Origin of the sequence: Streptomyces sp. NPDC005866 (assembly GCF_040629895.1) — a bacterium.
Taxonomy (GTDB): Bacteria; Actinomycetota; Actinomycetes; order Streptomycetales; family Streptomycetaceae; genus Streptomyces.
Map to the genome: position 1 here is coordinate 26051 of NZ_JBEXWP010000029.1, position 21347 is coordinate 47397.

The following is a 21347-nucleotide window of genomic DNA, read 5'->3' on the forward strand; positions in this document are numbered from 1 at the left end:
GCCCACCCGATCCGCCCGTGGCCCGCTCGCACACCGGATCCGAACTCCCGGGAGTGAGCCCGCACGGCCGCGGCCGGCGCCGGCGGTCGAAGCCCCCGGCGGCCCGGGAACCATGTCCCGGGAGTGTGCGGCACAAGTGGCTGGTGCCCAGTGCGGCGCTGTTTGAGAGTCTGTGAGGGTGTCGGGTGTCGTGCGATGGTTCCAGTCCCGTAGGGGACCCGCGTCCGCCGACGGCCCGAGCGGACAGGACGGGCCCACCGCGGGCGCCGACCCCTCCGCGCCCTTCAGAGCGTTGCGGACGGCCGCGGCCGGCATCGGCACGACCCTCAACGAGTCGACGACCTGCACGGAACTGACCCGGGCGGCAGTACGGTCGGCCGGTGGCTGCGCGGCCGTGATGCGGCGGGTCGGCGAGGCCATTTCCGGCTATGAGTCGATCACCGGCGACCCCGATCTGCTGCCCGACGCCCGCTGGGCCACCGCGGTGGCCCGGGACGCGGGCTCCCCGGCGGCCGACCACTGGGTGGATCCCTGGCTGTCCCGCCCGGCCGGCAGCCGCACCCGCCCGGCCGTGTGCGTGCCCCTGACCAGCGGCTCCGACCACTACGGCGTCCTGGTCTGCGCCCGCGAGGGGATCGCCTTCGCCCGCGCGGAGGCCGAGCTGCTCGCTCTCCTGGCCGAACGCGCCGCCTCCCATGTCCGGCACGCCCGCGAGTACGAGCACGTCAACCGCACCGCCGGTGACCTGCAGCGTGCCCTGCTGTCCGAGCCGGGCCGGCCGCACCCCAACCTGGACGTGGCGATCCGCTATCTCCCTGCCGGCGGCCGGGTGCTGGTGGGCGGCGACTGGTGCGAGACGGTACGTTTGCATTTCGGCCGCACGTTGCTCGTCGTCGGCGATGTGATGGGCCACGGCCTGGAGGCCGCCGTCGACATGAACGCCTACCGGTCTTCTCTCCGGTACATCGCCTCCTCCGAGTTGCCCCCGCACCGGGTGCTGCGCCAGATGGACGACATCGCCGCCACCGAGGCGGACCGCAGACCCGCCACCTGTCTGCTGGTGCGCGTCGACCCGAGCCGCCACCAGGTCACCCTGGCCAGCGCCGGCCACCTCCCGCCCGCCCTGATCGCCCGGGACGGCGGGACCACCCTCCTGACGGTCCCCGTGGGCCCGCCCCTGGGCACCGGCTTCGGGGGCTACGAATCGGCCACCCACCACCTCGACCCCGACCAGGCCCTCGTCCTGTTCACGGACGGCCTGGTGGAACACCGCGGCGAGGACATCGACCGCTCCCTGAACCGCCTCGCGGAGCTGCACTTCAGCCCTGCCGTCGGTGTGGACGCCCTCCTGGAGTCCATCCTCACCCGCCTCGACGCCCGCAACGCCGAGGACGACGTCGCGGTCCTGGCGGCCCGCCCGCACCCGCGGCAGGGCGGTTTCACCTCTGTGCCGGAGGAGGAGACGACGGGCTCGTGACGGTGAGCCGGAGATACTGCCGGCCTGGATGACCCGGCCGTGGCGATTACCGCCGGTACGGCCAGTGCGGTGCTCAACGCCGGTGCGCGTGACGGTCGTCGGGCGCCTGGGCGAGCGCCGTGAGTTCCCGTTCGGCGGTGCGTACGGCAGATGCGCCGGGCGATCCTGGCGTACTCCGTCGCCCGGTAGGCGGCCCGGGCGCAGGGGAGTTGCTCCGGGAGGGGCGGGACGGGCCAACGCCGGTGCCGCCCCGGCCGGTTCGGCGGCCGGCGAGGCGGGGACCGACGTCGGCGGCGGGGGAGCAGGCCGGCGGAATGGACGCGTCGGCCTGTGGCGGCCGCACGACGACCGTGCTCCTTGAAGGGGCGCCCGGCCGCTGCCCCCGCTCCGGGCCGGGCGGTGACGCCGGCTTACCTGGGCAGGGTCAGGGTGAACACGGTCGTGGTCTTCGGGGCGTCGCCGCCGTCGCCCAGCCGGATGGTCCCACCGTGCGCCTCCACCAGCGCCCGCGCCACCGACAGCCCCAGGCCGCTGCCGCCGCGGTCACGGCTGCGGGCCTTGTCGACGCGGTAGAAGCGGTCGAAGACCCGGGCGCGGTCGGCCGTTGGTATGCCGGGCCCCCGGTCGGTGACGCTCACCGACGCGGAGCCGGGTGCCGCCGTCACCGCCACCGACACCGGGGTGCCGGTGGGTGTGTGGACGGCCGCGTTGGTGAGGAGGTTGTCCAGCACCTGGCGGATGCGGACCGGGTCCAGGCGGAGCGGGACCGGGTCCGGGCCGACGGTCACCGCCAGCGGATGGTCGGGGTGCGCCGCCCGGAACGCGTCCGCGGCCTCCGGCACCAGTTCCGCCAGGTCGGCGTCCTCCAGGCGCAGCGGGGCCTCCATCTCGGCCGCGTCCAGACGGGCGAGGAGCAGCAGGTCGTCGAGGAGGATGCCCATCCGGGCCGCCTCGGCGCGCAGCCGGGCCAGGTGCTTGTCCCGTTCCTCGGGGGCGTTGGCGGCCGCGTACTGGAAGAGGTCGGCGTAGCCGCGCACCGACATCAGCGGGGTGCGCAGCTCGTGCGAGGCGTCCGCGACGAAGCGGCGCAGCCGCTGTTCGGCCTCCGCGCGGACGGCGAGGGAGCGGTCGATGTGTTCGAGCATCGTATTGAACGCGGTGCGCAGCTCCTCGACCTCGGGGCCGCCGCCCCGCTTGGCGGCGCGCAGCGGCAGCCGGGCCGCCGACTCCGTCAGATTGTGCGAGGCGATGCCATGGGCGGTGTGCGCCATGTCGCTCAGCGGCTCCAGGCCGTGCCGCAGCAGCCGGCGGCCGAACACCACCAGCGCCAGCAGCGCCAGCCCGAAGGCCACCACCTGGACCGCGACCAGCTGCCGTACCGTGCCGTTGATGCTGTCCATCGGCGCACCGCTGACCAGCACCACACCCGGCTCCACCTCGCAGCCGCGCAGCCGGTACTCGCCCTGCCCGGTCAGGTTCTTGGTGCGCAGCACCTCGGTGCCCGCGGCGATCTGCGCCTTCGCCACGGAGGTGAGGGCGCCGATGTCCTTGGGCAGGTCGGTGCGCTCCTCCGGCTTGCGCAGCACCGGGGTGCCGTGCGAGATGTCGTACACGGCGTAGTACCAGTGGTAGTACTTCTTGCCCTGCAGGGTGCCGGTCTGCGCGATGCTCTTGGACTGGGCGACCTGGGCGAGCCCGAGCTGGTCGTCCAGCTGGGCCGACAGATAGTCCCGCATGTACGTCGTCAGGGCCGTGCCGACGACCGCGAACGCCACCAGGGCCAGCACGCCGAGCCCCAGCGCCAGCCGGGTGCCCAGGCGCATGTTCCGGTACCGGAGCCTGCTCCGGTACCACCGGCGCAGCCGGCCGATCACTTCGCCGCCTGCTGCCGGACGACGTACCCGAAACCGCGCACGGTGTGGATCAGCGGCTCCCCGCCGGCCTCGTCCAGCTTGCGGCGCAGCCGGCTGACCACCAACTCCACGACGTTCGAGCGGCCGCCGAAGCCGTACTCCCACACATGGTCCAGGATCTGCGCCTTGGTGAGCACGGTGGGCGACTTGCGCATCAGATAACGCAGCACCTCGAACTCGGTCGGGGTCAGCGAGAGCAGCCGCTCACCGCGCCGGACCTCACGGGTGTCCTCGTCCATCGTCAGGTCGGAGACGTGGAGGACCGAGCGCTGGAACCCGGGGCCCGCGGTGCGCCGCAGCACCGTGCGCAGCCGGGCCATCAGCTCCTCCACCGCGAACGGCTTGACCAGGTAGTCGTCCCCGCCCCGGGTCAGCCCCGCGACCCGGTCGGCGACCCCGTCGCGCGCCGTGAGGAACACCACAGGAACCATCGTCCCGGAGCGGCGCAGCCGGTCGAGGACACCGAAGCCGTCGAGATCCGGCAGCATCAGGTCGAGCACGACGATGTCCGGCCGGAACTCGGCGGCCCTGGCCAGCGCGTCCTCGCCGGAGTACGCGGTGACCGCGTCCCAGCCCTCGTACCGTGCGACCGTCGCGACCAGGTCGGCGATCGGCGGGTCGTCGTCCACGACGAGAAGTCGTACTTTTTCCACCTGCTCATACTGCGGCACGCGGTGGTGGGCGCCAGACCCGTGCTCACACAGAGAACACATCGATAACCGGTTGAAAGTCGGCCGACAGGAAAACGACAGCACCCACGGGTCGACGGCCGCACGGGACGTCCGGCGACCGGGCTGCTCAGCCTGACGGTCGTCGCCTCCTCGCTGACCGAGGCGGACTCCGTGGGGACGGCCGCGTTCGCGATGGGCGCCGAGGGCATCGAGTGGGCGGCCTCGCGCCCGGGCTGCGAGGTGTTCGCCGTGGACGCCGGTCGGCGGGTGCTGCGGACGGCGGGCTTCCCGGCCGCGGGGGAGCCGTCGGCGGCCGCGTGAGCACGGAGAGAGGGGCGGGCCGCCGGGAGATATGCAGGCCGGGCTCCGGGGAGACGCCCGGGGGCCGGGTTCCGGCGGGTCACAGCCCGAAGACGAGGAGTCGGTCGCCAAAGTGCTGAAACACTCGCGGTCTAGACTCTCCCCGCAACGGCCTGCGCCACGGCGACCGTGGTCGAGAACCGGGCAGCCTCAGCCAAACCCGAAGGGCATTCGGCGTTTTGATACGGATAGATTCAGTTACCAAGCGGTATGCGGACGGTACGGTCGCCGTCGACCGGCTCTCCCTGGAGATACCGGATCGCTCGATCACCGTCTTCGTCGGCCCCTCGGGCTGCGGGAAGACGACGACCCTGCGGATGATCAACCGGATGATCGAGCCCACCGAGGGCCGTATCCTCCTCGACGGAGCCGACATCCAGGCGCAGCCGGTCAACACCCTGCGCCGGTCGATGGGTTACGTCATCCAGAACGCCGGTCTCTTCCAGCACCGCACGATCATCGACAACATCGCCACCGTGCCCCGGCTGCTCGGTTGGAGCAAGCAGAGGGCCCGCATCCGGGCGGCCGAACTGATGGAGCGGGTGGGCCTGGACTCGGCCCTCGCCAAGCGCTACCCGTACCAGCTCTCCGGCGGCCAGCAGCAGCGCGTCGGCGTGGCCCGGGCGCTCGCCGCCGACCCGCCCGTGCTCCTGATGGACGAGCCGTTCTCCGCCGTCGACCCCGTGGTCCGTAAGGGACTCCAGGATGAACTGCTGCGTATACAGGGCGAGTTGGGCAAGACCATCGTCTTCGTCACCCATGACATCGACGAGGCGATCAAGCTCGGCACGATGGTCGCCGTGATGCGCACCGGCGGCCACCTCGCCCAGTTCGCTCCGCCCGCCGAACTGCTCACCGGCCCCGCCGACGCCTTCGTCGAGGACTTCCTCGGCGCCGACCGGGGCATCCGCCGGCTGTCCTTCTTCCCGTCCGCGGGCCTCGCGCTGCAGACCTCCCCGATCGTCCCGGTCGACGCCGACGCCACCAAGCTCGACGCCCGCACCTCCACGGACGCCCCCTATCTCCTCGTAACGGACCTGGACGGCAGGCCTCTTGGCTGGGGCGAGCCGCGCGACCTCACCGCCGGCTCGATCGACCCGGAGCGGCTGCTGCCGTACGGGCGGCCGTTCTTGCCCGGCAGGGACTCGCTGCGCGCCGCCCTCGACGGCTCCGTGCTCTCACCGACCGGCTGGGCGGTGGCCGTGGACGGCGAGGGACGCGCCGTCGGAGTCGTCTCCCAGCAGGTCATCGGCGCCGCGATCCGCACCGCCCACGCCGAGGGCCGCGACGACGCGAAGGTCGGGGGATGAGCGGCTTCTTCGACATCCCCAGTGACCTCCAGAACACCTACTTCGGGCTGATCGGCCTCCATCTGCGTGAGGCCCTGATCCCGGTGCTGGCCGGCCTGCTGGTGTCCCTCCCGATCGCCCAGTTCTGTGTGCGCTTCCGCTGGCTGTACGCGCCGGTCCTGGGCGTGACCACGATCCTGTACGCCGTTCCCTCCCTGGCCTTCTTCGTCGTCCTCATCGACTACACCGGCCAGACCGAGACGACCGTGATGATCCCGCTCGCGGTGTACAGCCTGGTGGTCCTGGTCCCGGCCATCGTGGACGGCGTCCGCTCGGTCCCGGCCGAGACCCTCGCCGCCGCGACCGCCATGGGCCTCGGTCCCGTACGCCGTTACTTCCAGGTGCAGTTGCCGATCGCCGTCCCCGCGATCATCGCGGGCCTGCGCGTGGCCACCGTCTCCAGCATCTCCCTGGTCAGCGTCGGCATGCTGATCGGCAACCAGGGCGCCCTCGGCAACCTGCTCAACGACGCCAACATCTACCACCGCCCCGAGCTGGCGGTGAACTCCGTGGTCACGACGGCGGTGCTGGCGATCCTGGCCGACGCCCTCCTCGTCCTCGTACGCCGTGTGCTGACGCCCTGGATGCCGAAGGAGAGCACTCGGTGAACGTCCTCAACTTCGTCCACGCCTTCTTCAGCGACAGCTCCCACTGGCACGGCTACGACGGCATCCCCACCCGGGTGTGGGAGCACATCCAGTACTCGCTGGAGGCGCTCGCCTACGCGGCGGTCATCGGTCTGCCCATCGGCCTGATCACCGGCCACTACGGCCGGGGCGGCAACACCCTCGCCCTGATCGCCACGGCCGGCCGGGCACTGCCCAGCTTCGGCCTGCTGGTCCTGATGTTCATCTGGCTCGGCTTCGGCACGCTGCCGGTGATGATCCCGCTGGTGATCCTCGCCGTACCGCCGATCCTGGTCACGACGTACGAGGCGATGCGCTCGGTCGACCCGTCCCCGGTGGACGCGGCGCGGGGCATGGGCATGCCGGAGTCCCGCGTCCTCTTCCAGGTCGAACTCCCGGTCGCCCTCCCGCTGATCTTCAGCGGCCTGCGCTCGGCGGCCATCCAGATCGTCTCGACGGCGACCATCGCGGCGTACGTCAGCCTGGGCGGCCTGGGCCGCTACATCATCGACGGTCTCTACCAGAAGAACTACGAGAAGGTGGTCGGCGGCGCGACGCTGGTGGCGGCGATGGCCCTGGCCACGCTGGGCATCTTCTGGGCGGTGGCGAGACTGACGGTCTCTCCCGGCGTACGCAGGAGCAACTGACCAGGGGCGCGGGGAACTGCGCGACCAGCCACAACCGGTCCGCAGTTCCCACACAACCGGACTACCCCTCGGCGCGACTCAGCGCCAGTTCCAGAACAACGAGCAGCGCATCCCGAACAGAACCCCGTTCACGCGCGTCAAAGACGACCAGTGGAGTCCCCTCGGCGACATCCAGCGCCCACCGCACCTCGTCCAGCGTGTGCTGGACGCGCCCGTCGAACGCGTTGATCGCGACGGCGAACGGAATCCCCTTGTGCTCGAAGTAGTCCACCGCCGCATAGCAGTCGTCGAGCCGCCGCGTGTCCACGATCACGAGCCCGCCGAGCGCCCCCTCGACGATGTCGTCCCACATGAAGCCGAACCGTTCCTGCCCGGGCGTGCCGAACAGATACAGCTTCAGCGTCGGGTCGATGGTGATGCAGCCGAAGTCCATCGCCACGGTCGTGGTCGTCTTGCGCGGGGTGTGCGTGAGGTCGTCCACGCCCGCCGCGACCTCGGTGATCGACGCCTCGGTGGTCAGTGGCTCGATCTCCGAGATCGAGCCGACGGCGGTGGTCTTGCCCACGCCGAAACCGCCCGCGATGACCATCTTCACCGGCAGCGGCGGCCGCACGGCCGTACGCCCGGTCCCCCGGGTCAGCGAGTCAGTCGGTGTCACGGAGTACCCCTCGGGAGTCGGGGATGGCCCGCAGGCCATCGATAACCCTGCGCAGGACGGACGAGTCGTGGGTGGCCTCGAAGTCGGGCACATGCACGGTCAGCTGCCCTGCCTCGCGCAGGTCTTCGGCCAGCACCCGGACCACGTTCAGGTGCAGCCGCAGCCGGGCCGCCAGTTCCGCGAGCGACTGCGGAATCCGGCACGCGGCGACGATGTCGTGCTGCTCGAAGGAGAGCCGGGCGAGCGCGTCGAGTCCGGCCGTGGTCGCCACCACCTGGGTCTCGACGGGCATCGCCGGTCCGGAGGCGCTGTCCGCCACCCGGCCGGCGGTGACCAGGAACGGCCGTACGGCGGGGGCGGGCCCGACCGGGTCCGGGCCCGGGAAGCCGTCCGCCATGGCTGTGTCTTCCTCTCTCGACCGGCGCCGCCGGTCAGCGCGTCTGTTGGACGCCGACGCTGTTCTTCAGTTCCAGGACCAACTGCGGGCTGAGTGCGGCACCGGCGCGGTTGGCGAACAGAGTCATCTCGTAGGCGATGTTGCCGAGCTTGGCCTCCTTGTCGGCGACCACGCCGAGCACGGCGCCGCTGCCGATCGAGGAGACGATGACATGGCCGCCCTCCAGGTCGATGATGACCTTGTTGAGGCCGCCCAGGCCGTAGTTGCCGGAGGCGCCGGCGGCCAGGCTGGTGATGCCGGAGACGATCGCGGCCAGTCGCTCCGAGTGGGCGCGCTCACGCAGCTCCGACACCGCGATCAGCAGACCGTCGGAGGACACGGCGATCGCGTCGACCACGCCGGCGGTCTCGGTCGCGAAGCGGTTCAGCAGCCAGGTGAAGTCGGCTGCGGCCGCCTGCAGGTCGGTCGGCGTGGCGTCGCCGCCCGTCGGGGTGTCACCTGTCGACGTGCTCACTGCTCGGCTCCTTCCGGAAGGTGCATCTGGTGGTGCGGCGGGTTCGTTTCGGGGTGCGGCGCGGGCCGCTCATGACTTCCCGTGTCGCTGTCGCGCCGGGCGCGCTCCACCGCCGCCTCGAACTCCTCCAGCGCGTCCCGCTCGGCGTCGGCGTCACGGCTGCGCGGTGCCCGGGAGAGGGTCTGGGCGGCGCCGACGGTGGTACGGAGGGTCGCGCCGCGTACCCGGCGACGCAGCGGGCGCGGCCCGTCGGCGGAGTCGGCCGGGGGTTCGCCGGAGCGGGCGGCCGGGATCAGCGGGGCCGGCGCGGCCTCCGCCTCGACGGCCGGCTCGCGGCGCGGCACCCGGCGGGGGAGCGGACTCTCGGGCTCGGCGGCGGCCGGTATCGAGGCCGCGGTGGTCGGCCCGGTCGGCTCGGCCGGCGCCGGTTCCACGGCGAGCGGGGTGCCGGGGGTGACGGCCACCGCGCTCATCGTCAGCAACAGCCGGGACGGCAGCGTCACTTCGGCGGTGACACCGCCGCCCGGGGTCCGGGTCAGCTCGACGCCGATCTCCCAGCGCCGGGCCAGCGCACCCACCACGAACAGGCCGAGCACCTTGGTCGGCAGCAGGTCGAGGCGCTCACGGCGGATCAGCCGGGCGTTCTCCTCGGCCAGTCGCTCGGCGCTCATGCCCAGGCCATGGTCGGTGACAACGATGTGCGCGCCGTCGTCGCCGGCGCGCACGGTCACCTCGACCGGGCTGCCCTCCGGCGAGAACGACACCGCGTTCTCCAGGAGTTCGGCCACCATCAGGGTGAGGTCGCCGATGATGTCCGGCGCGATCATGGCGTCCGTGCCGGCGTACAGCCGTACCCGCTGATAGCCCTCGATCTGGCCGAGAGCGGCCCGGACCACGTTGGATACCGGGGTGGGACCGGAGGCCAGCACGGTCTCGCGGATGCCGGCCAGCAGCATCAGGCTGTCGGCGTTGCGGCGCAGGCGGACGGCGATGTGATCGATGGAGTAGAGGCGTTCGAGGAGGGCCGGGTCGGTCTCGGCGCGCTCCACCGCGTCGATGAAAGCCAGCTGACGAGTGGTCAGATTGCTGACGCGGCGGCCGACGTTGCCGAACATCTCGGCGGTGTTGCGGCGGCTGAGCACCTGGCGTTCGAGAAGGGCCGCGGCCGTGGCCTGCACCTGGTTGAACGCCTCGGCCAGGTCACCGATCTCGTCGCGGGCGGTGACCGGCATGTCCCGCAGCCGGGGCGGGCTGTCGTCCTCGGTGTCGTCGTCGGCGACACGGGCGAGTTCGCGGCCCGCCACCTCGGCAACCTCGTGCGCGACCCCGGTCAGCGCCTGCACCGGGCGGATCACCGAGCGGCGCACCAGCGCGGCGAGGGCGATCCACAGCACGAAGCCGAACAGCGAGCCGCTCAGCAGGTAGATGGCGCGCCACTTGGCCGTTTCGGCTGTCGTGTCGGCCCGGTCGGCGATCTGGCCGATGAGCGAGGCGGTGATGTTCAGCCGGGCGGTGGCCTGGTCGAGATAGTTCGGGTACTCGGTCAGCGCGTCCTTGACCGCCCGCCGGATGTCGTCCTGGCTGCCGGCGTCCAGCCGGCTCGGGTCGATCTGCAGCTCGGCGTAGGACGCCGCGATCGTGCCCTGTACCTTGGTGTGCTCCACGGAGGCCAGCTGTGCCGCCTGTCCCTCGGTGGCGAACCGGGTGAAGCGGGCGGCCTGGTGCTGGTAGAGGTCGTAGGCGCCGACCGCGCTGGTGAACTCGATCAGTGCGTTGGTGTCCCCGGTGGTGGCTGCGAGCACGTTGGTCTCGAAGGCGCCGTGGGCGGCGTCCGCGCGCAGCAGCGAGTCCAGCAGGTTGCCGGTGAAGGTGGCGGCGAGGTTGGCGTCGCGGTCCAGACCGAGGCCGTCGATCAGGTCGTTGGCCGCGTTGGAGTAGGCCGGGTCGATGTTGTCCGCCGGCAGATACGACTGCTCGACGGACTCGCGCAGGCTGGACAGGCCCTCGACCTGCCGCAGGGCGGTCGTCTCGGTGTCCGGCAGCCGGTCGCCGAAGGTGTCGCGGACCGCCTTGACCTGGGATGTCACCACTTCCTGGGCCGCGCGGTAGGCGGCCGGCGAGGGAGCGGCGTACCCGGACTCGTACCGCGCGGAGAGCAGGATCGCCTGCTGGTGCTCCGCCTCGACCTTGTCCACCAGCCGCGCCACCTGGGTGCTGTCCCGGACCAGCTGCGCCGCAGAATCGGCGCTGTTGGACTGCTGCACCAGGTCGGTGAAGACATAGGCCAGCAGGACGGCGATGACGGCGAGCGGCACACCGACCAGCAGGTTCAGCTTGCGGCGGAAGGGCCAACGGTCGGCGAAACCCCGAATCCCGCCTCGCGCCTGGGCGGGCCGGACGGGCGCGTCCACCTGGTTCGTGGACACCGGGCCTCCTTCATGAGGGTGTCTCGTCTGTGGGGGGGCGCCTTCACCCCGAACTGTTGCGGAACGACACCGAGTAGCGGGCCCCGTGCACCGCGGTGACTCATATCAACTGCCGTGAGACTACAGCGTTCTTGAAGCGCGATTCCGCTTGGCCTTTGTCAAGAATCCGTTACAAAGAGACCGCTCTCCGTCTACAATTGACCACGGATTGAAGCCAATCGGTGACCCGGAGATACTTGACTGACCGAGAAGCGGCTGGATTGGATCGTGCGGAGTGTTCGCATCACCCCCACCCTGCCCACAGCTCCCGGAACGGCAACCGTGACTTCCAACACCCTTCCCAGCAGGTCAATCCGGACATACCGAGGCGTGGCGGCCGTCGCGCTCGCCGCGACGACGGCCCTGCTGGCGGGCTGTTCCTCCTCCGACGGCAGCAATTCCGACCCGCTGTCCGACAGCAAGGCGAGCGGCGACACCGTCGTCGTCGGCTCGAACAACTTCGCCGAGAGCACCCTGATCGCGGACATCTACGGCGAAGCGCTCAAGGCCAAGGGCGTCAAGGTCACTTACAAGCCGAACATCGGCAGTCGTGAGACGACCTATGGTCTGCTCAAGAACGGTTCGATCTCGGTCCTGCCCGAGTACAACGGCGCTCTGCTCGCCTACCTCGACCCCAAGGCGGCCCCGAAGACCGTCGAGGAGACCACGTCGGCCATCGAGGCCAAGCTGGACTCCAAGCTGACGCTGCTCGACCCGGCGGACGCGCAGGACAAGGACACGGTGACCGTCAATGCGGCCACGGCCGCCAAGTACAACCTCACCGAGAAGTCCTCCATAGCCGACCTCAAGAACATCGCCAAGGACCTGGTCATGGGCGCCTCGCCGGAGTTCCAGACCCGCCAGCAGGGCCTGGTCGGCCTGAAGTCCGTGTACGGCCTGGAGTTCAAGTCCTTCAAGGCGCTCGACGCGGGCGGCGCGCTCACCGAGGCCGCCCTGACGAAGAACTCGGTGCAGGCCGGCGACATCTTCAGCACGGACCCGACCATCACCAAGGAGAAGTTCGTCGTCCTCCAGGACCCCAAGAACCTCTTCGGCTTCGAGAACGTCCAGCCCCTGGTCTACAAGAGCGGCCTGAACCAGACGGCCACCGACGCCCTCAACGCGGTCTCCGCCAAGCTCGACACGACGACCCTGCTGGACCTGGACACCCAGGTGCAGTCGGACAACAAGGACCCGCTGGACGTGGCCCAGGCCTGGCTGAAGAAGGCCGGCCTCAGCTGACCCGCGCCTGACCTTCGTCGGACAGCACCACCGAGGTAGCGAGACAGGTGCCCCCGCACCACTGTGTCGTGCTCGACGGCAACGGCCTCGGCCTGCCCGGACTCGTCCGGCTCGCCGACGCCGTTGCCGCCCCGGTCGTACCGCCCGCGGCCCTCGACCGGGTCCGCCGCGCCCACGGCACCGCCAACCGCCTTGCCGCGCAAGGCCGTTGGTACGGGCGCGGCACCGGAGTCGGCGCCCACCGCTCGATCGCCGTCGACCCCGCCGACGCGGCCGGCCACACCCTGCGCCTGCTGCGCAGCCACGCCGGCGGCGCCGGCCCCCTGCTCCCGCCCCGCCGGGCGCGGGCATTGCTTGCGGTCCGTGCGAACCAGCTGCTGGCCGCCGGCTCCGGCATCCACCCGTCCTTCGTCACGGCCCTGGCCGAGGCCCTGCGCCTCGGCGTCCACCCCGCGATCAACGAGTACGGCGGTGTGGGCACCGGCGACCTGACGGCGCTGGCCCAGACCGGCCTGACCCTGATCGGCGAACGCCCCTGGCTCACCACGTCCCCCGACGCCGAACTGCCCACCTCGGTCACCCTCCGCCCCGGCGACTCGCTCGCCCTGCTGAGCAGCAACGCCCTGGCCCTGGGCCGGGCCGCCCTGGCCTGCCACGACCTGGACGTGCTGCTACGGGCCACGCACGCGGTGGCCGCGCTCTCCCTGGCCGGTGTCTCCGGCTCACCGGAGGCCTACGCGCCCGAGGTGCACGCGCTGCGCCCCTACCCCGGCCCCGCCAGGGCGGCGGCGGAGGTACGACGCCTCCTGGCGGTACCCGACCGCCCCCTCACCACCGGCCGCCGCATCCAGGACCCGTACGCCTTCCGCGCCTTCCCCCAGGTCCACGGCGCGGCCCTGGAGGCCGCCGACGCCCTCCGCCGCATCATCGAGACGGAGATCAACTGCCCCACGGAGAACCCCGTGCTGGCCCCCGACGGCCACGTCTACCACCACGGCGGCTTCTTCGCGGCGCCGCTCGCCCTGGCCCTGGACGGCCTCAACCTGGCCCTCCTGCAGACCGCCCAGCTCTCCGCGGCCCGCCTCCAGGCGCTGAGCCGCGCCGACCTCACGGGCCTCCCCGGGTTCCTGACGGCGGGCCCGGCCGGCAGCTCCGGCACGATGGTCCTGGAGTACACGGCCAACTCGGCCCTGGCAGAGGTGCGTTCGTCCGCGATGCCGGCATCGGCGGGCCACACGGTTCTCTCCCACGGCCTGGAGGAGGCGGCGAGCTTCGCGGGCCAGGCGGCGCGTCAGACGGAACGGGCGGCCGAGGCGTACGGGGTGGTTCTGGCGTGTGAACTGGTGGGCGCGGTGCGGGCGTTGAGGCTTGGGCCGATGGAGCCGTCGGTGCCTGCTTTCAGGGTGGCGGCGGCAGCTCTGCCGGCGGACATGGCGGACCGTGCGCTGACGGGAGACGTGACGGCGGCAATGGAGGTGCTGCCCCTCCTGGCCGACGTCTGAGCAGCCGACGCTTCTTTGGGCGCGCGGCTGCACCCCGTCCTGCGGCCGCCGTCGCGCCCCCGAGGCGGTCAGAGGTCGAACTCGTGCGGCGGCAGGTCGAGCGTGAAGCACGCCTCCCGGACAACGGCCTGCTCGGTCTTGTCGAAGTCGCCGTCCGCGCCACCGATCACGATGCCGATCTGGATGACGGCACGGGCCTCGGCCGGCTTCTTCTTGGCCTTGGCGATCTCCTGGAGCACGCTCACCTTGCCGAAGGCGAAGTCGGTGGTCAGCTTGTTCAGGTTCTCCTCGAAACGACGGCGCAGGTCGTCCGCCGGGAAGTTCTGCAACACCTCGTTGGTGGCGATGAGCTGGGCGACCCGCTGCCGCTCCGACGGATCGATGGTGCCGTCGGCAGCCGCCACGAGCGCGCACATCGCCATGCTCGCATCGCGGAACGCACCGCTCTTCAAGTCGTTCTTCTTCGCCACGAGCTGGGTCTGCATCTGCGTCGCGGAGTCCTTGATGCGGTCCCACAGAGCCATGCGCACTCACTCCTCGATCGGTATGTGCTCGTCAAGAGCCTTGCTTGCCAAGAATTTACTTCTACAACACCGTAGAAACTGACCCGGCGGCCGAGAAGTTCCCGCGTCCTAGACTGGTCCCTTCGATCCGGAACAGGTCCCCTCGACGCGGTGGACAGGAGGAGTACGACGGTGGCGACAGCGCCCGGCAACGGCTACGAGGATCCCTCCGCGGACGTGCTCACGGAGGCGGCCGCGGCCTTCGGGCTGCTCGCCTCGCCCGCCCGGCTGCACATCGTCTGGGCGCTGGCGCAGGGCGAGAGCGATGTCACGGGCCTCGCCGAGCGGGTGGGCGGCGCGCTGCCCGCCGTCAGCCAGCACCTCACCAAGCTGAAGCTCGCCGGCCTCGTCCGCTCCCGCCGGGAGGGCCGCCGTCAGGTGTACTTCCTGGACGCCCCGGACGTCGTCGACGTCGTACGCCTCCTCGTCGGCCGCCTCACCGCCCGCACCACCGGCGCCGAACTCCCGGCCGCCCGCCGCCTCCGTGGTCTCTGAGGGCGCGGCCGCCACCGCGCTGCAGGTGCTGCGCCGGCTGGACACGGGACCGCGCGGACTGACCGAGGCCGAGGCTGGGGCCCGGCTCGCCGTCGCCGGCGAGAACACCCCGCCCCTCCCGCACGCCGTCTCCTGGCCGTCGCGCTGCGCCCGTGCCCTGCGCGACCCCTTCACCGCCGTCCTGCTCACCCTTGGCCTGGTCTCCGCGCTCGTCGCCTCCTGGGGCACGGCCGTCGTGATCCTCGCCCTGGTCACGGTCAGCTGCGGGCTGCGCGCCGCCGGCGAACACCGTGCCGACCGCTCCCTGGCCGCCCTGCGCGAACTCGTCGCCGGTACCGCCACCGTGCTGCGCCGCACCGGGGAGGAGGCGGAGGCGCGGGCCCGGGAGGTCCCCGTCGCCGATCTGGTCCCGGGTGATGTCGTACGGTTCGGTCCCGGCGACCTGGTCCCGGCCGACGTTCGACTGCTGCGCGCCCGCGGGCTGACCGTGCACCAGGCCGTGCTCACCGGCGAGTCGGCGCCCGTCGCCAAGGTTGCCGTCGAGGTCCCCGACGCGGCCGACGCGGGCCCCTTCCAGGAGCAGTACCTCTGTTTCCAGGGCAGCGGGGTCGCCTCGGGCGGTGCCACGGCTGTTGTCGTGGGGACGGGGGAGCGGACCCGGTTCGCCGTCGCGCAGAACGCGGCGGGCGGGCGGCGGCAGGCGAGCGCCTTCGACCGGTCCGTGAACGGTATCTCCTGGGTGCTGATCCGGTTCATGCTGCTGACCCCGCCGCTGGTCCTCATGGCCAACGCCGCCCTGCGCGGCCGGGGCCCGGAGACGCTGCCCTTCGCGGTCGCGGTCGCCGTCGGGCTGACCCCCGAGATGCTCCCGGTGATCGTCACCACCTGCCTGGCCCGGGCCGCCGCCCTGCTCGCGCGCACCCACCAGGTCGTCGTACGACGGCTGCCCGCACTGCACGACGTCGGCGCGGTCGACGTCCTCTGCCTCGACAAGACGGGGACCCTCACCCAGGACCGGCCCGTCGTCGAACGCGCCCTCGGGCCCGACGGCGAGGACGACCCGGACGTGCTGCGGTGGGCGGCCGTGGGCGCCTGGTGGACCCTCCAGCTCGCCGAACTGCCCGCCGCCGACGCCCTGGACGAGGCGCTGCTCACGGCGGCCGGACCGGTGGGCGAGGAGTACGACGGCATCGGCGCCGTCCCCTTCGACCCCGGGCGGCGCACCGCCACCGCCGTGGTCGCCGGCAGCCCCGACACCCACGTCCTCGTCACCAAGGGCGCCGCCGAGGACGTACTGGACCGCTGCGACCTGGACCCCGCCCAGCGCGAGCGCCTGCTCGCCCTCGCCGCCCGCGAGGCCTGCGCCGGGCTGCGCGTCCTCGCCGTCGCCACCGCCGAAGGACCCGCCCGCACGCGCCGCCCTTACACGGCCGCCGACGAACACGGCCTCACCTTCCGGGGTCTGGTCACCTTCCGGGACGCCCTCGCCCCCGGCGCCGCCGATGCGCTGCGCACCCTCACCGGCCTCGGCATCACCGTCCGCGTCCTCACCGGCGACCACCCCGCCACGGCCGCCCGTGCCTGCCGGGACCTCGGCCTGGACACGGGGCGAGTGGCCCTGGCGGGTGACTCCCACGACCTCGACGCCTCCGTGGTGGCCCGCTGCACCCCCGAGGACAAGGCCCGGATCGTCAGCGGGCTGCGCGCCGCCGGGCACACCGTCGGCTTCCTCGGTGACGGGATCAACGACATACCGGCCCTGCGCGCGGCCGACGTCGGCATCGCGCCCCGCACCGCCGTGGACCTCGCCCGTGAGACCGCCGACGTCGTGCTCGCCGAGAAGGACCTCGGAGCGATCGGGCATGCCGTCACCGCCGGCAGGTACAGCAGCGCCAACATCGCCTCCTATCTGCGGGTCACCCTCTCCTCCAACCTCGGCAACGTCATCGCGATGCTCTCCGCCGGCCTGTTGCTCCCCTTCCTGCCGATGCTCCCGGCCCAGGTGCTCGCCCAGAACCTCTGCTTCGACGCCGCCCAGCTCGCCTTCGCCCACGACCGCCCCGGCCCGGCGGCACTGCGCCGCCCGACCGTGCTGCGGCCGCGCGCCTTCCTGCGGTTCATCACCGCCTTCGGTGTGCTCAACGCGGTCGCCGACCTCGCCACCTTCGGGGTCCTGGCGCTCGCCCTGCGCGGCCCCGACGCCCTCGACGACCAGGCCGTCTTCCACTCGGCCTGGTTCACCGAGAACCTGCTCACCCAGGCCCTGGTGATGTTCCTGCTGCGCGGCGGCACCCGGCCCGGACCCATCGGCCGTGCCGCCGCCGCGCTCGCCGTCGTCGGACTGCTGCTCCCGCCCAGTCCGGTGGGCGCGGCCCTCGGCATGACCGGGCTGCCGACCGGCTACCATCCGCTGCTCGCCGCCGTCCTGGCGCTGTACGCCCTGGCGCTGAGGGCGGTGCGGGCACGCCACGACCGGCGCCGGCCGTAGCGATCGCGCGGCCGGGTCAGGGGACCACCTTCCGCGCCGGGTTGTACAGTTGCGCAATGTAGCAATCGTCGCTGCCCGGCCGGGGCGCATGAAGCACCCTCCGTCGGCACGGAACAACGTGAGAAAAGGGAGGGGGCGGTCATGCTCCGCAACGGACTCGAACCCTGGCATCTGCTGGTCGTCGCGATCGTCTTCATCGTGCTCTTCGGCTCCCGGAAGCTGCCCGACACCGCCCGGGCGCTGGGCAAGTCGATGCGCATCCTCAAGAGCGAGGCGAAGGCGATGAAGACGGACGATGCGGCGCCGGTGGAGCCGACGTCGGTACAGATGGCGGCGGAGCCGGCCGCGGCCGCCGCGCACCCGGAGCCCAGGACGGCCGGCGAGCCGACCGCCACCACGAGCTGACGGAGCCGCTACTCCTCGTCCCCCTCGAAGAAGTCCCCGATCTCGTCCACCACCTCGGCTGCCACCATGCCGCCGACCACGCCCAGCGCGAGACCCGCCGCACCGGCGGCGACGGCCGTGCCCAGGCCCGGTCCGGAGTGGTGGTGGCCGTCGTGGTGCCCGCCGTGGCCGTACGCCGCGTGGGCGCCGTACGCCTCGCGGTGGGCGATCAACTGACGGATCCAGCCGTCGACCTCGCTGTTCCAGTCCAGCGCGTGCGCGACTTCGTGGCGCACCGTGAAGCGGGTCACCGCGTCATGCCCGGAGGAGAGCGGCCCGCCGCGCTTGTCCGCCTCCAGGACGACCTCCAGACCGGCGGGGGAGGCGAGAAAGGTCAGCTCGATCTCGGTGACCGCGTGCGCGTACTGCGGCGCCGGGGTCAGCTCGACCTCCTGATAGAACGGCAGCCGCTGGCCCGTCCCGCCGATACGGCCGTACTCCAGATCCGCCGAACGGAAGCCGAACCCCAGCTGTCCGAGGGCCTCCAGGACCGCCTCCTGGACGGGCAGCGGCCGGACGGTGAGCGGGTCCAGGTCGCCCTTGTCCCGGGCGTCGGCCACCCCCACCTCCGTGCGCACCCCGAGCACGATGCCGAGCGGCTGGCCGTACAGCTCGGTGACCGGTGTCTCCCAGGGCAGCGGCACACTGAACGGCACCTCCCGCTCCTCTTCTTCCCCGAGCCGGAACCCACCGCCCACGGTGAACCGCTCGAAGACGACCGCGCCCTCGCTCTCCTCCTCCTCATGCTCCGCCTCGACGCGCGCGAGCAGCTCCAGGCCGATGTGCTCGACCTCAACCGCCGCCGAGCCGCCCTTCAGCCACACCCGCCCCGACAACACCCCGCCGGGCACCACCGCGCCACCGTCCAGCACCGTGTCCACCGAGGGCCCACCGACGCCGATCGCCCCCAGCAGGCGTTTGAACACCATGAAGCCGCCGCTCCTTCGCCGCACTCATCACTCAGACCCCGGACGGCCACACGCCGTCCGGCTGCCCGATGAACTCGTGAGAACGGCAAAGAAGTTCCCAAGTCACCTGTTCGGGGGAGCCTTTCGACGGGGGGCTCCCCGCACATGAAGACGGGGCGGACCGAAACCCACCGGCCCGCCTCTTCCGCGGCTTCAGACCGCTTCCGCGCCTTCACCGAAGCCCTGCGCAGTGGCCCGCGCAGCCTTACGCCGCTTGCGTCGGCTGACGCGAGGTTCCTGGTCCGGCAGCCACCCGAAGGTGAGGCAGCTGCCGATGGCCCCGAGCAGCAGGCCGACCATGAAGCCGCCGAGGTTCGAGGTGAGCCAGGTCCCCAGGGAGAGCAGGATGCCCAGGATGGAGTAGAAGAGGCGCTGGGCAGGGTTGAAGACGATGAGCAACCCGCAGACGAGCATCAGGGTCGGCAGCAGGTAACCCGCCAGGCCCTGCATGCCGATGTGCAGGATGACCGGAAGGGGCGCCTTCATGGTCACCAGGATCTCGGCACCGGCCAGCACGAGCAGCACGCCGCCCGCGAAGGGCCGCTGCCCGCGCCACCGGCGGAGGCGCCCGCTGCGCGTCCCCGGGTCGGTCATCCGGGGCAACCGTCGCTGCTGAAGGACATGTGCAGGTCGGGGAGCTTGAAGACGGCCGCGGTGGCCGCGTAGTTGTGCTGGTAAAGGTGCTCGATGACGACACCGTCGGCCTGCTGGCCGTAGACGCCCTTCGGGCCCTGGACGCCGGCCTTGTCGAAGGTGCTGGCGTCGCGGCCGATCTCGATGTTGTTGAACGAGGCGTCGCCCTTGATGTCGTCGGAGTCGATCGCCAGGTTCGACACGGACACCGGCTTGGAGCCGCCGCCGGCCTTGAGGAGGAGCTGGATGCCGCCGAGGTCGACGCTCTGGCACATTCTGGTGAGCGTGCCGTTCTTCACCACCGACGTGACGACCAGCTGCTGGCCGCCGGTGTCACCGGCGTTGGGGCTGTTCGGGATCATGTTGTCGAGGGCGCCGAACTGCTCGAAGCCGGTGCCGTCGAGCCGGTCGGCGGTGACCACGAACGGCATGCCGGAGATGGCGAACTGCACTCCCAGCACACCCTGCGCGGTGAAGACCGCGAGGCCGGCGGCGGCCAGCGTGGCCGGTACCGCCATCACCGCGGCCCGGCGCGCGCGGACCCGTCCCCGTCTCGGTGTCCCTCCGGTGACCCCGGTGGTGTCTGGTGTATCGGAAAGAGAACCGCTTCCCGGGTTCTCAGGCGTGTGGTCTGCGGACGGAACGTCCGGGGACGGGGCCATGTCTGCTCCCATGCATTGGTCACGCGGGTTGGGCTTCCGTGGCACGTTGTCCTGGCGCGGACAGCGGCTGCCGCGCACGCCTCCTCGCAACTCCCGGCGGACGCAAGGGCTTTCTCGTTACGCAGCAGTAGCCATGCCGCAAGTTACCGGCGGTTACTTTTCAGGGTCAAGGCAGTTGTGAAAAAAGAGTGTTGAATATGCGTCAATTGTGTTCCGACCTTGCATTCCCTTGATCGGTTGCTCAACTCCCGTTCCCAGCCTTGACCTTGACGGTCAATCAGGTCTACAACTCTCCCTGGTTTCCCTCGGATCCGTGGCGCCGGATCCGCCGAGCGGCATCGGCCGCTTCCCGGCCTCCTCGATCACCGCTCCGCTGACGGCGTCGGTACGGTCGCTTCCCCCAGGGGCCGTGCCCGAACGCCCCCAACCGGCCCGGCCGGAGGCCTGACCCCCCCCAGGCTTTCGGCCGGTGTCCGGCTCGGCTGTCGTTGCCGGTCCGTCACGTACGGAGAAGGCGTCACGGGCCGGCAACGGCTGGCGCGGCATACGCGCGCGCCTCCTGCACCCCCCACCCCGCGCAAGCCCCCCAAGGAAAGAGGCAACCCGCATGCGTACGCGATCCCTCCTCGCCCTCGTCGGCGCCGTCGTCGCCCTCTCGGCGGCCGCTACCGTTCCCGCCTCCGCCGACGGCGCGGTGCTCACCACCGGCAGCACCGGCGGCAGCGCCGTCGCCGTCGGCGACGTCCTCAGCGCACCGCTGGCCACCGGCACCAGCGCCACCCTCTACTCCAGCGCCACCGGCACCAGTGGCGTGAAGTGCACGTCCTCGGTCTTCACCGCCACGGTCACCGACAACCCGGCCGCCCCCGGCACCGCCACCGAGTCGGTCAGCGGGCACACCTTCGACGCGAGCAGTTGCACCAGCAACGTCCTCGGCGTCACCGGCGTCTCCGGCATCACCGTCGACAACCTGCCGTACACCACGACGGTCGCCTCGGGCGGCACCCTCACCGTCACCCCAGCGAGCGGCTCCATCATCCAGACCACCGTCAAGCTGACGACCCTGCTGGGCAGCATCACCTGCGTCTACCAGGCGCCGAGCCTGACCGGAACGTCGAGCAACACCGACAACAGCATCAACTTCACCAACCAGGCGTTCACGAAGACCTCCGGCTCCTCGCTCTGCTTCTCAGCCGGCTACTTCACCGCGAAGTACGCCCCGGTCACCGACAACGGCGCCACCGTCTACGTCAACTGACCCTCGCACAAAGGC

The 21347-nt window shown here is 71.6% G+C and carries 20 protein-coding genes and 1 pseudogene; 11 read left to right on the forward strand and 10 right to left on the reverse strand.

The features are described from left to right. The first annotated feature begins 190 nt into the window (after nt 1-190). Nucleotides 191-1477: a PP2C family protein-serine/threonine phosphatase gene (locus tag ABZ396_RS33415; RefSeq protein WP_358925875.1), complete on the forward strand. Its 1287-nt coding sequence runs from the start codon at nt 191-193 to the stop codon at nt 1475-1477. 410 nt (nt 1478-1887) lie between these two features. On the opposite strand, the gene ABZ396_RS33420 is transcribed toward ABZ396_RS33415, so the two are convergent. After that, on the reverse strand, nt 1888-3300 hold the full coding sequence (locus tag ABZ396_RS33420; RefSeq protein ID WP_358925873.1) for a HAMP domain-containing sensor histidine kinase: 1413 nt from the start codon (nt 3298-3300) through the stop codon (nt 1888-1890). A gap of 47 nt (nt 3301-3347) precedes the next feature. After that, nucleotides 3348-4043, reverse strand: coding sequence for a response regulator transcription factor (locus ABZ396_RS33425; protein WP_358925922.1), 696 nt, complete (start codon nt 4041-4043; stop codon nt 3348-3350). A gap of 108 nt (nt 4044-4151) precedes the next feature. Between ABZ396_RS33425 and ABZ396_RS33430 the strand changes: the two are divergent. The 4 genes and pseudogenes from ABZ396_RS33430 to ABZ396_RS33445 all read left to right on the forward strand — a co-directional run. Then, a pseudogene (locus ABZ396_RS33430) lies at nt 4152-4382 on the forward strand (FAD:protein FMN transferase); the annotation flags it as partial. Between the two features lie 218 nt (nt 4383-4600). Continuing rightward, complete coding sequence (locus tag ABZ396_RS33435; RefSeq protein ID WP_358925872.1) at nt 4601-5731, forward strand: ABC transporter ATP-binding protein; 1131 nt, start codon at nt 4601-4603, stop codon at nt 5729-5731. Further along, nucleotides 5728-6378, forward strand: a complete 651-nt coding sequence (locus tag ABZ396_RS33440) for an ABC transporter permease subunit (RefSeq protein ID WP_358925870.1) — start codon at nt 5728-5730, stop codon at nt 6376-6378. The genes ABZ396_RS33435 and ABZ396_RS33440 overlap by 4 nt, the downstream gene beginning before the upstream one ends. After that, nucleotides 6375-7043 carry an ABC transporter permease gene (locus ABZ396_RS33445; protein ID WP_358925868.1) on the forward strand — a complete coding sequence of 223 codons (669 nt, stop codon included), beginning with the start codon at nt 6375-6377 and terminating at the stop codon, nt 7041-7043. The genes ABZ396_RS33440 and ABZ396_RS33445 overlap by 4 nt, the downstream gene beginning before the upstream one ends. Before the next feature lie 61 nt (nt 7044-7104). Here ABZ396_RS33445 and ABZ396_RS33450 read toward each other — a convergent pair whose 3' ends face one another. The 4 genes from ABZ396_RS33450 to ABZ396_RS33465 are packed head-to-tail and all read right to left on the reverse strand — an operon-like array spanning nt 7105 to nt 11038. Further along, on the reverse strand, nt 7105-7701 hold the full coding sequence (locus ABZ396_RS33450) for an ATP/GTP-binding protein (RefSeq protein WP_358925866.1): 597 nt from the start codon (nt 7699-7701) through the stop codon (nt 7105-7107). Next, nucleotides 7688-8098, reverse strand: a complete 411-nt coding sequence (locus tag ABZ396_RS33455) for a DUF742 domain-containing protein (RefSeq protein WP_358925864.1) — start codon at nt 8096-8098, stop codon at nt 7688-7690. Before ABZ396_RS33455 ends, ABZ396_RS33450 begins: the two co-directional genes overlap by 14 nt. Nucleotides 8099-8132: 34 nt before the next feature. Continuing rightward, entirely contained in the window at nt 8133-8612 is a 480-nt protein-coding gene (locus tag ABZ396_RS33460) for a roadblock/LC7 domain-containing protein (protein ID WP_358925862.1), read from the reverse strand. Continuing rightward, nucleotides 8609-11038 carry a sensor histidine kinase gene (locus ABZ396_RS33465; RefSeq protein ID WP_359186588.1) on the reverse strand — a complete coding sequence of 810 codons (2430 nt, stop codon included), beginning with the start codon at nt 11036-11038 and terminating at the stop codon, nt 8609-8611. The genes ABZ396_RS33460 and ABZ396_RS33465 overlap by 4 nt, the downstream gene beginning before the upstream one ends. A gap of 321 nt (nt 11039-11359) precedes the next feature. Here ABZ396_RS33465 and ABZ396_RS33470 point away from each other — a divergent pair, with 321 nt between their 5' ends. Both ABZ396_RS33470 and ABZ396_RS33475 read left to right on the forward strand, forming a co-directional pair. Next, nucleotides 11360-12319 (forward strand): ABC transporter substrate-binding protein, encoded by a 960-nt coding sequence (locus ABZ396_RS33470; protein WP_358923004.1) that lies wholly within the window; start codon nt 11360-11362, stop codon nt 12317-12319. Nucleotides 12320-12387: 68 nt separating this feature from the next. Beyond that, nucleotides 12388-13821, forward strand: a complete 1434-nt coding sequence (locus ABZ396_RS33475; RefSeq protein ID WP_358923002.1) for an aromatic amino acid ammonia-lyase — start codon at nt 12388-12390, stop codon at nt 13819-13821. Nucleotides 13822-13889: 68 nt separating this feature from the next. Here ABZ396_RS33475 and ABZ396_RS33480 read toward each other — a convergent pair whose 3' ends face one another. Next, nucleotides 13890-14345, reverse strand: a complete 456-nt coding sequence (locus ABZ396_RS33480; RefSeq protein WP_358923000.1) for a TerB family tellurite resistance protein — start codon at nt 14343-14345, stop codon at nt 13890-13892. Between the two features lie 171 nt (nt 14346-14516). On the opposite strand from ABZ396_RS33480, the gene ABZ396_RS33485 reads away from it, so the two are divergent. From ABZ396_RS33485 to tatA, 3 genes are all read left to right on the forward strand, one after another. Further along, a complete protein-coding gene (locus ABZ396_RS33485) occupies nt 14517-14879 on the forward strand; it encodes a metalloregulator ArsR/SmtB family transcription factor (RefSeq protein ID WP_358922998.1) in 363 nt (120 codons plus the stop codon). Next, a complete protein-coding gene (gene mgtA / locus ABZ396_RS33490) occupies nt 14869-17367 on the forward strand; it encodes a magnesium-translocating P-type ATPase (RefSeq protein WP_358922996.1) in 2499 nt (832 codons plus the stop codon). Before ABZ396_RS33485 ends, mgtA begins: the two co-directional genes overlap by 11 nt. Nucleotides 17368-17508: 141 nt before the next feature. Further along, nucleotides 17509-17772 (forward strand): Sec-independent protein translocase subunit TatA, encoded by a 264-nt coding sequence (gene tatA, locus ABZ396_RS33495; protein ID WP_358922994.1) that lies wholly within the window; start codon nt 17509-17511, stop codon nt 17770-17772. 8 nt (nt 17773-17780) lie between these two features. Here tatA and ABZ396_RS33500 read toward each other — a convergent pair whose 3' ends face one another. The 3 genes from ABZ396_RS33500 to ABZ396_RS33510 form a co-directional block, all read right to left on the reverse strand. Then, on the reverse strand, nt 17781-18740 hold the full coding sequence (locus ABZ396_RS33500) for a sporulation protein (protein WP_358922992.1): 960 nt from the start codon (nt 18738-18740) through the stop codon (nt 17781-17783). Nucleotides 18741-18932: 192 nt separating this feature from the next. Next, nucleotides 18933-19373 carry a DUF6114 domain-containing protein gene (locus tag ABZ396_RS33505; RefSeq protein ID WP_358922990.1) on the reverse strand — a complete coding sequence of 147 codons (441 nt, stop codon included), beginning with the start codon at nt 19371-19373 and terminating at the stop codon, nt 18933-18935. Further along, on the reverse strand, nt 19370-20074 hold the full coding sequence (locus ABZ396_RS33510) for a DUF6230 family protein (RefSeq protein ID WP_358922988.1): 705 nt from the start codon (nt 20072-20074) through the stop codon (nt 19370-19372). Before ABZ396_RS33510 ends, ABZ396_RS33505 begins: the two co-directional genes overlap by 4 nt. Nucleotides 20075-20681: 607 nt before the next feature. Here ABZ396_RS33510 and ABZ396_RS33515 point away from each other — a divergent pair. Next, on the forward strand, nt 20682-21332 hold the full coding sequence (locus tag ABZ396_RS33515; RefSeq protein ID WP_358922986.1) for a Tat pathway signal sequence domain protein: 651 nt from the start codon (nt 20682-20684) through the stop codon (nt 21330-21332). Nucleotides 21333-21347: the final 15 nt, after the last annotated feature.

Excerpts from the sequence above, each read along its gene's own strand:
- ABZ396_RS33455 (WP_358925864.1), bottom strand. The coding sequence starts at position 8,098 with ATGGCGGACGGCTTCCCGGGCCCGGACCCGGTCGGGCCCGCCCCCGCC.
- ABZ396_RS33500 (WP_358922992.1), bottom strand. The coding sequence starts at position 18,740 with ATGGTGTTCAAACGCCTGCTGGGGGCGATCGGCGTCGGTGGGCCCTCG.
- ABZ396_RS33480 (WP_358923000.1), bottom strand. The coding sequence starts at position 14,345 with ATGGCTCTGTGGGACCGCATCAAGGACTCCGCGACGCAGATGCAGACC.
- ABZ396_RS33510 (WP_358922988.1), bottom strand. The coding sequence starts at position 20,074 with ATGGCCCCGTCCCCGGACGTTCCGTCCGCAGACCACACGCCTGAGAAC.
- ABZ396_RS33420 (WP_358925873.1), bottom strand. The coding sequence starts at position 3,300 with ATGCGCCTGGGCACCCGGCTGGCGCTGGGGCTCGGCGTGCTGGCCCTG.
- ABZ396_RS33515 (WP_358922986.1), top strand. The coding sequence starts at position 20,682 with ATGCGTACGCGATCCCTCCTCGCCCTCGTCGGCGCCGTCGTCGCCCTC.
- tatA (WP_358922994.1), top strand. The coding sequence starts at position 17,509 with ATGCTCCGCAACGGACTCGAACCCTGGCATCTGCTGGTCGTCGCGATC.
- ABZ396_RS33440 (WP_358925870.1), top strand. The coding sequence starts at position 5,728 with ATGAGCGGCTTCTTCGACATCCCCAGTGACCTCCAGAACACCTACTTC.
- ABZ396_RS33505 (WP_358922990.1), bottom strand. The coding sequence starts at position 19,373 with ATGACCGACCCGGGGACGCGCAGCGGGCGCCTCCGCCGGTGGCGCGGG.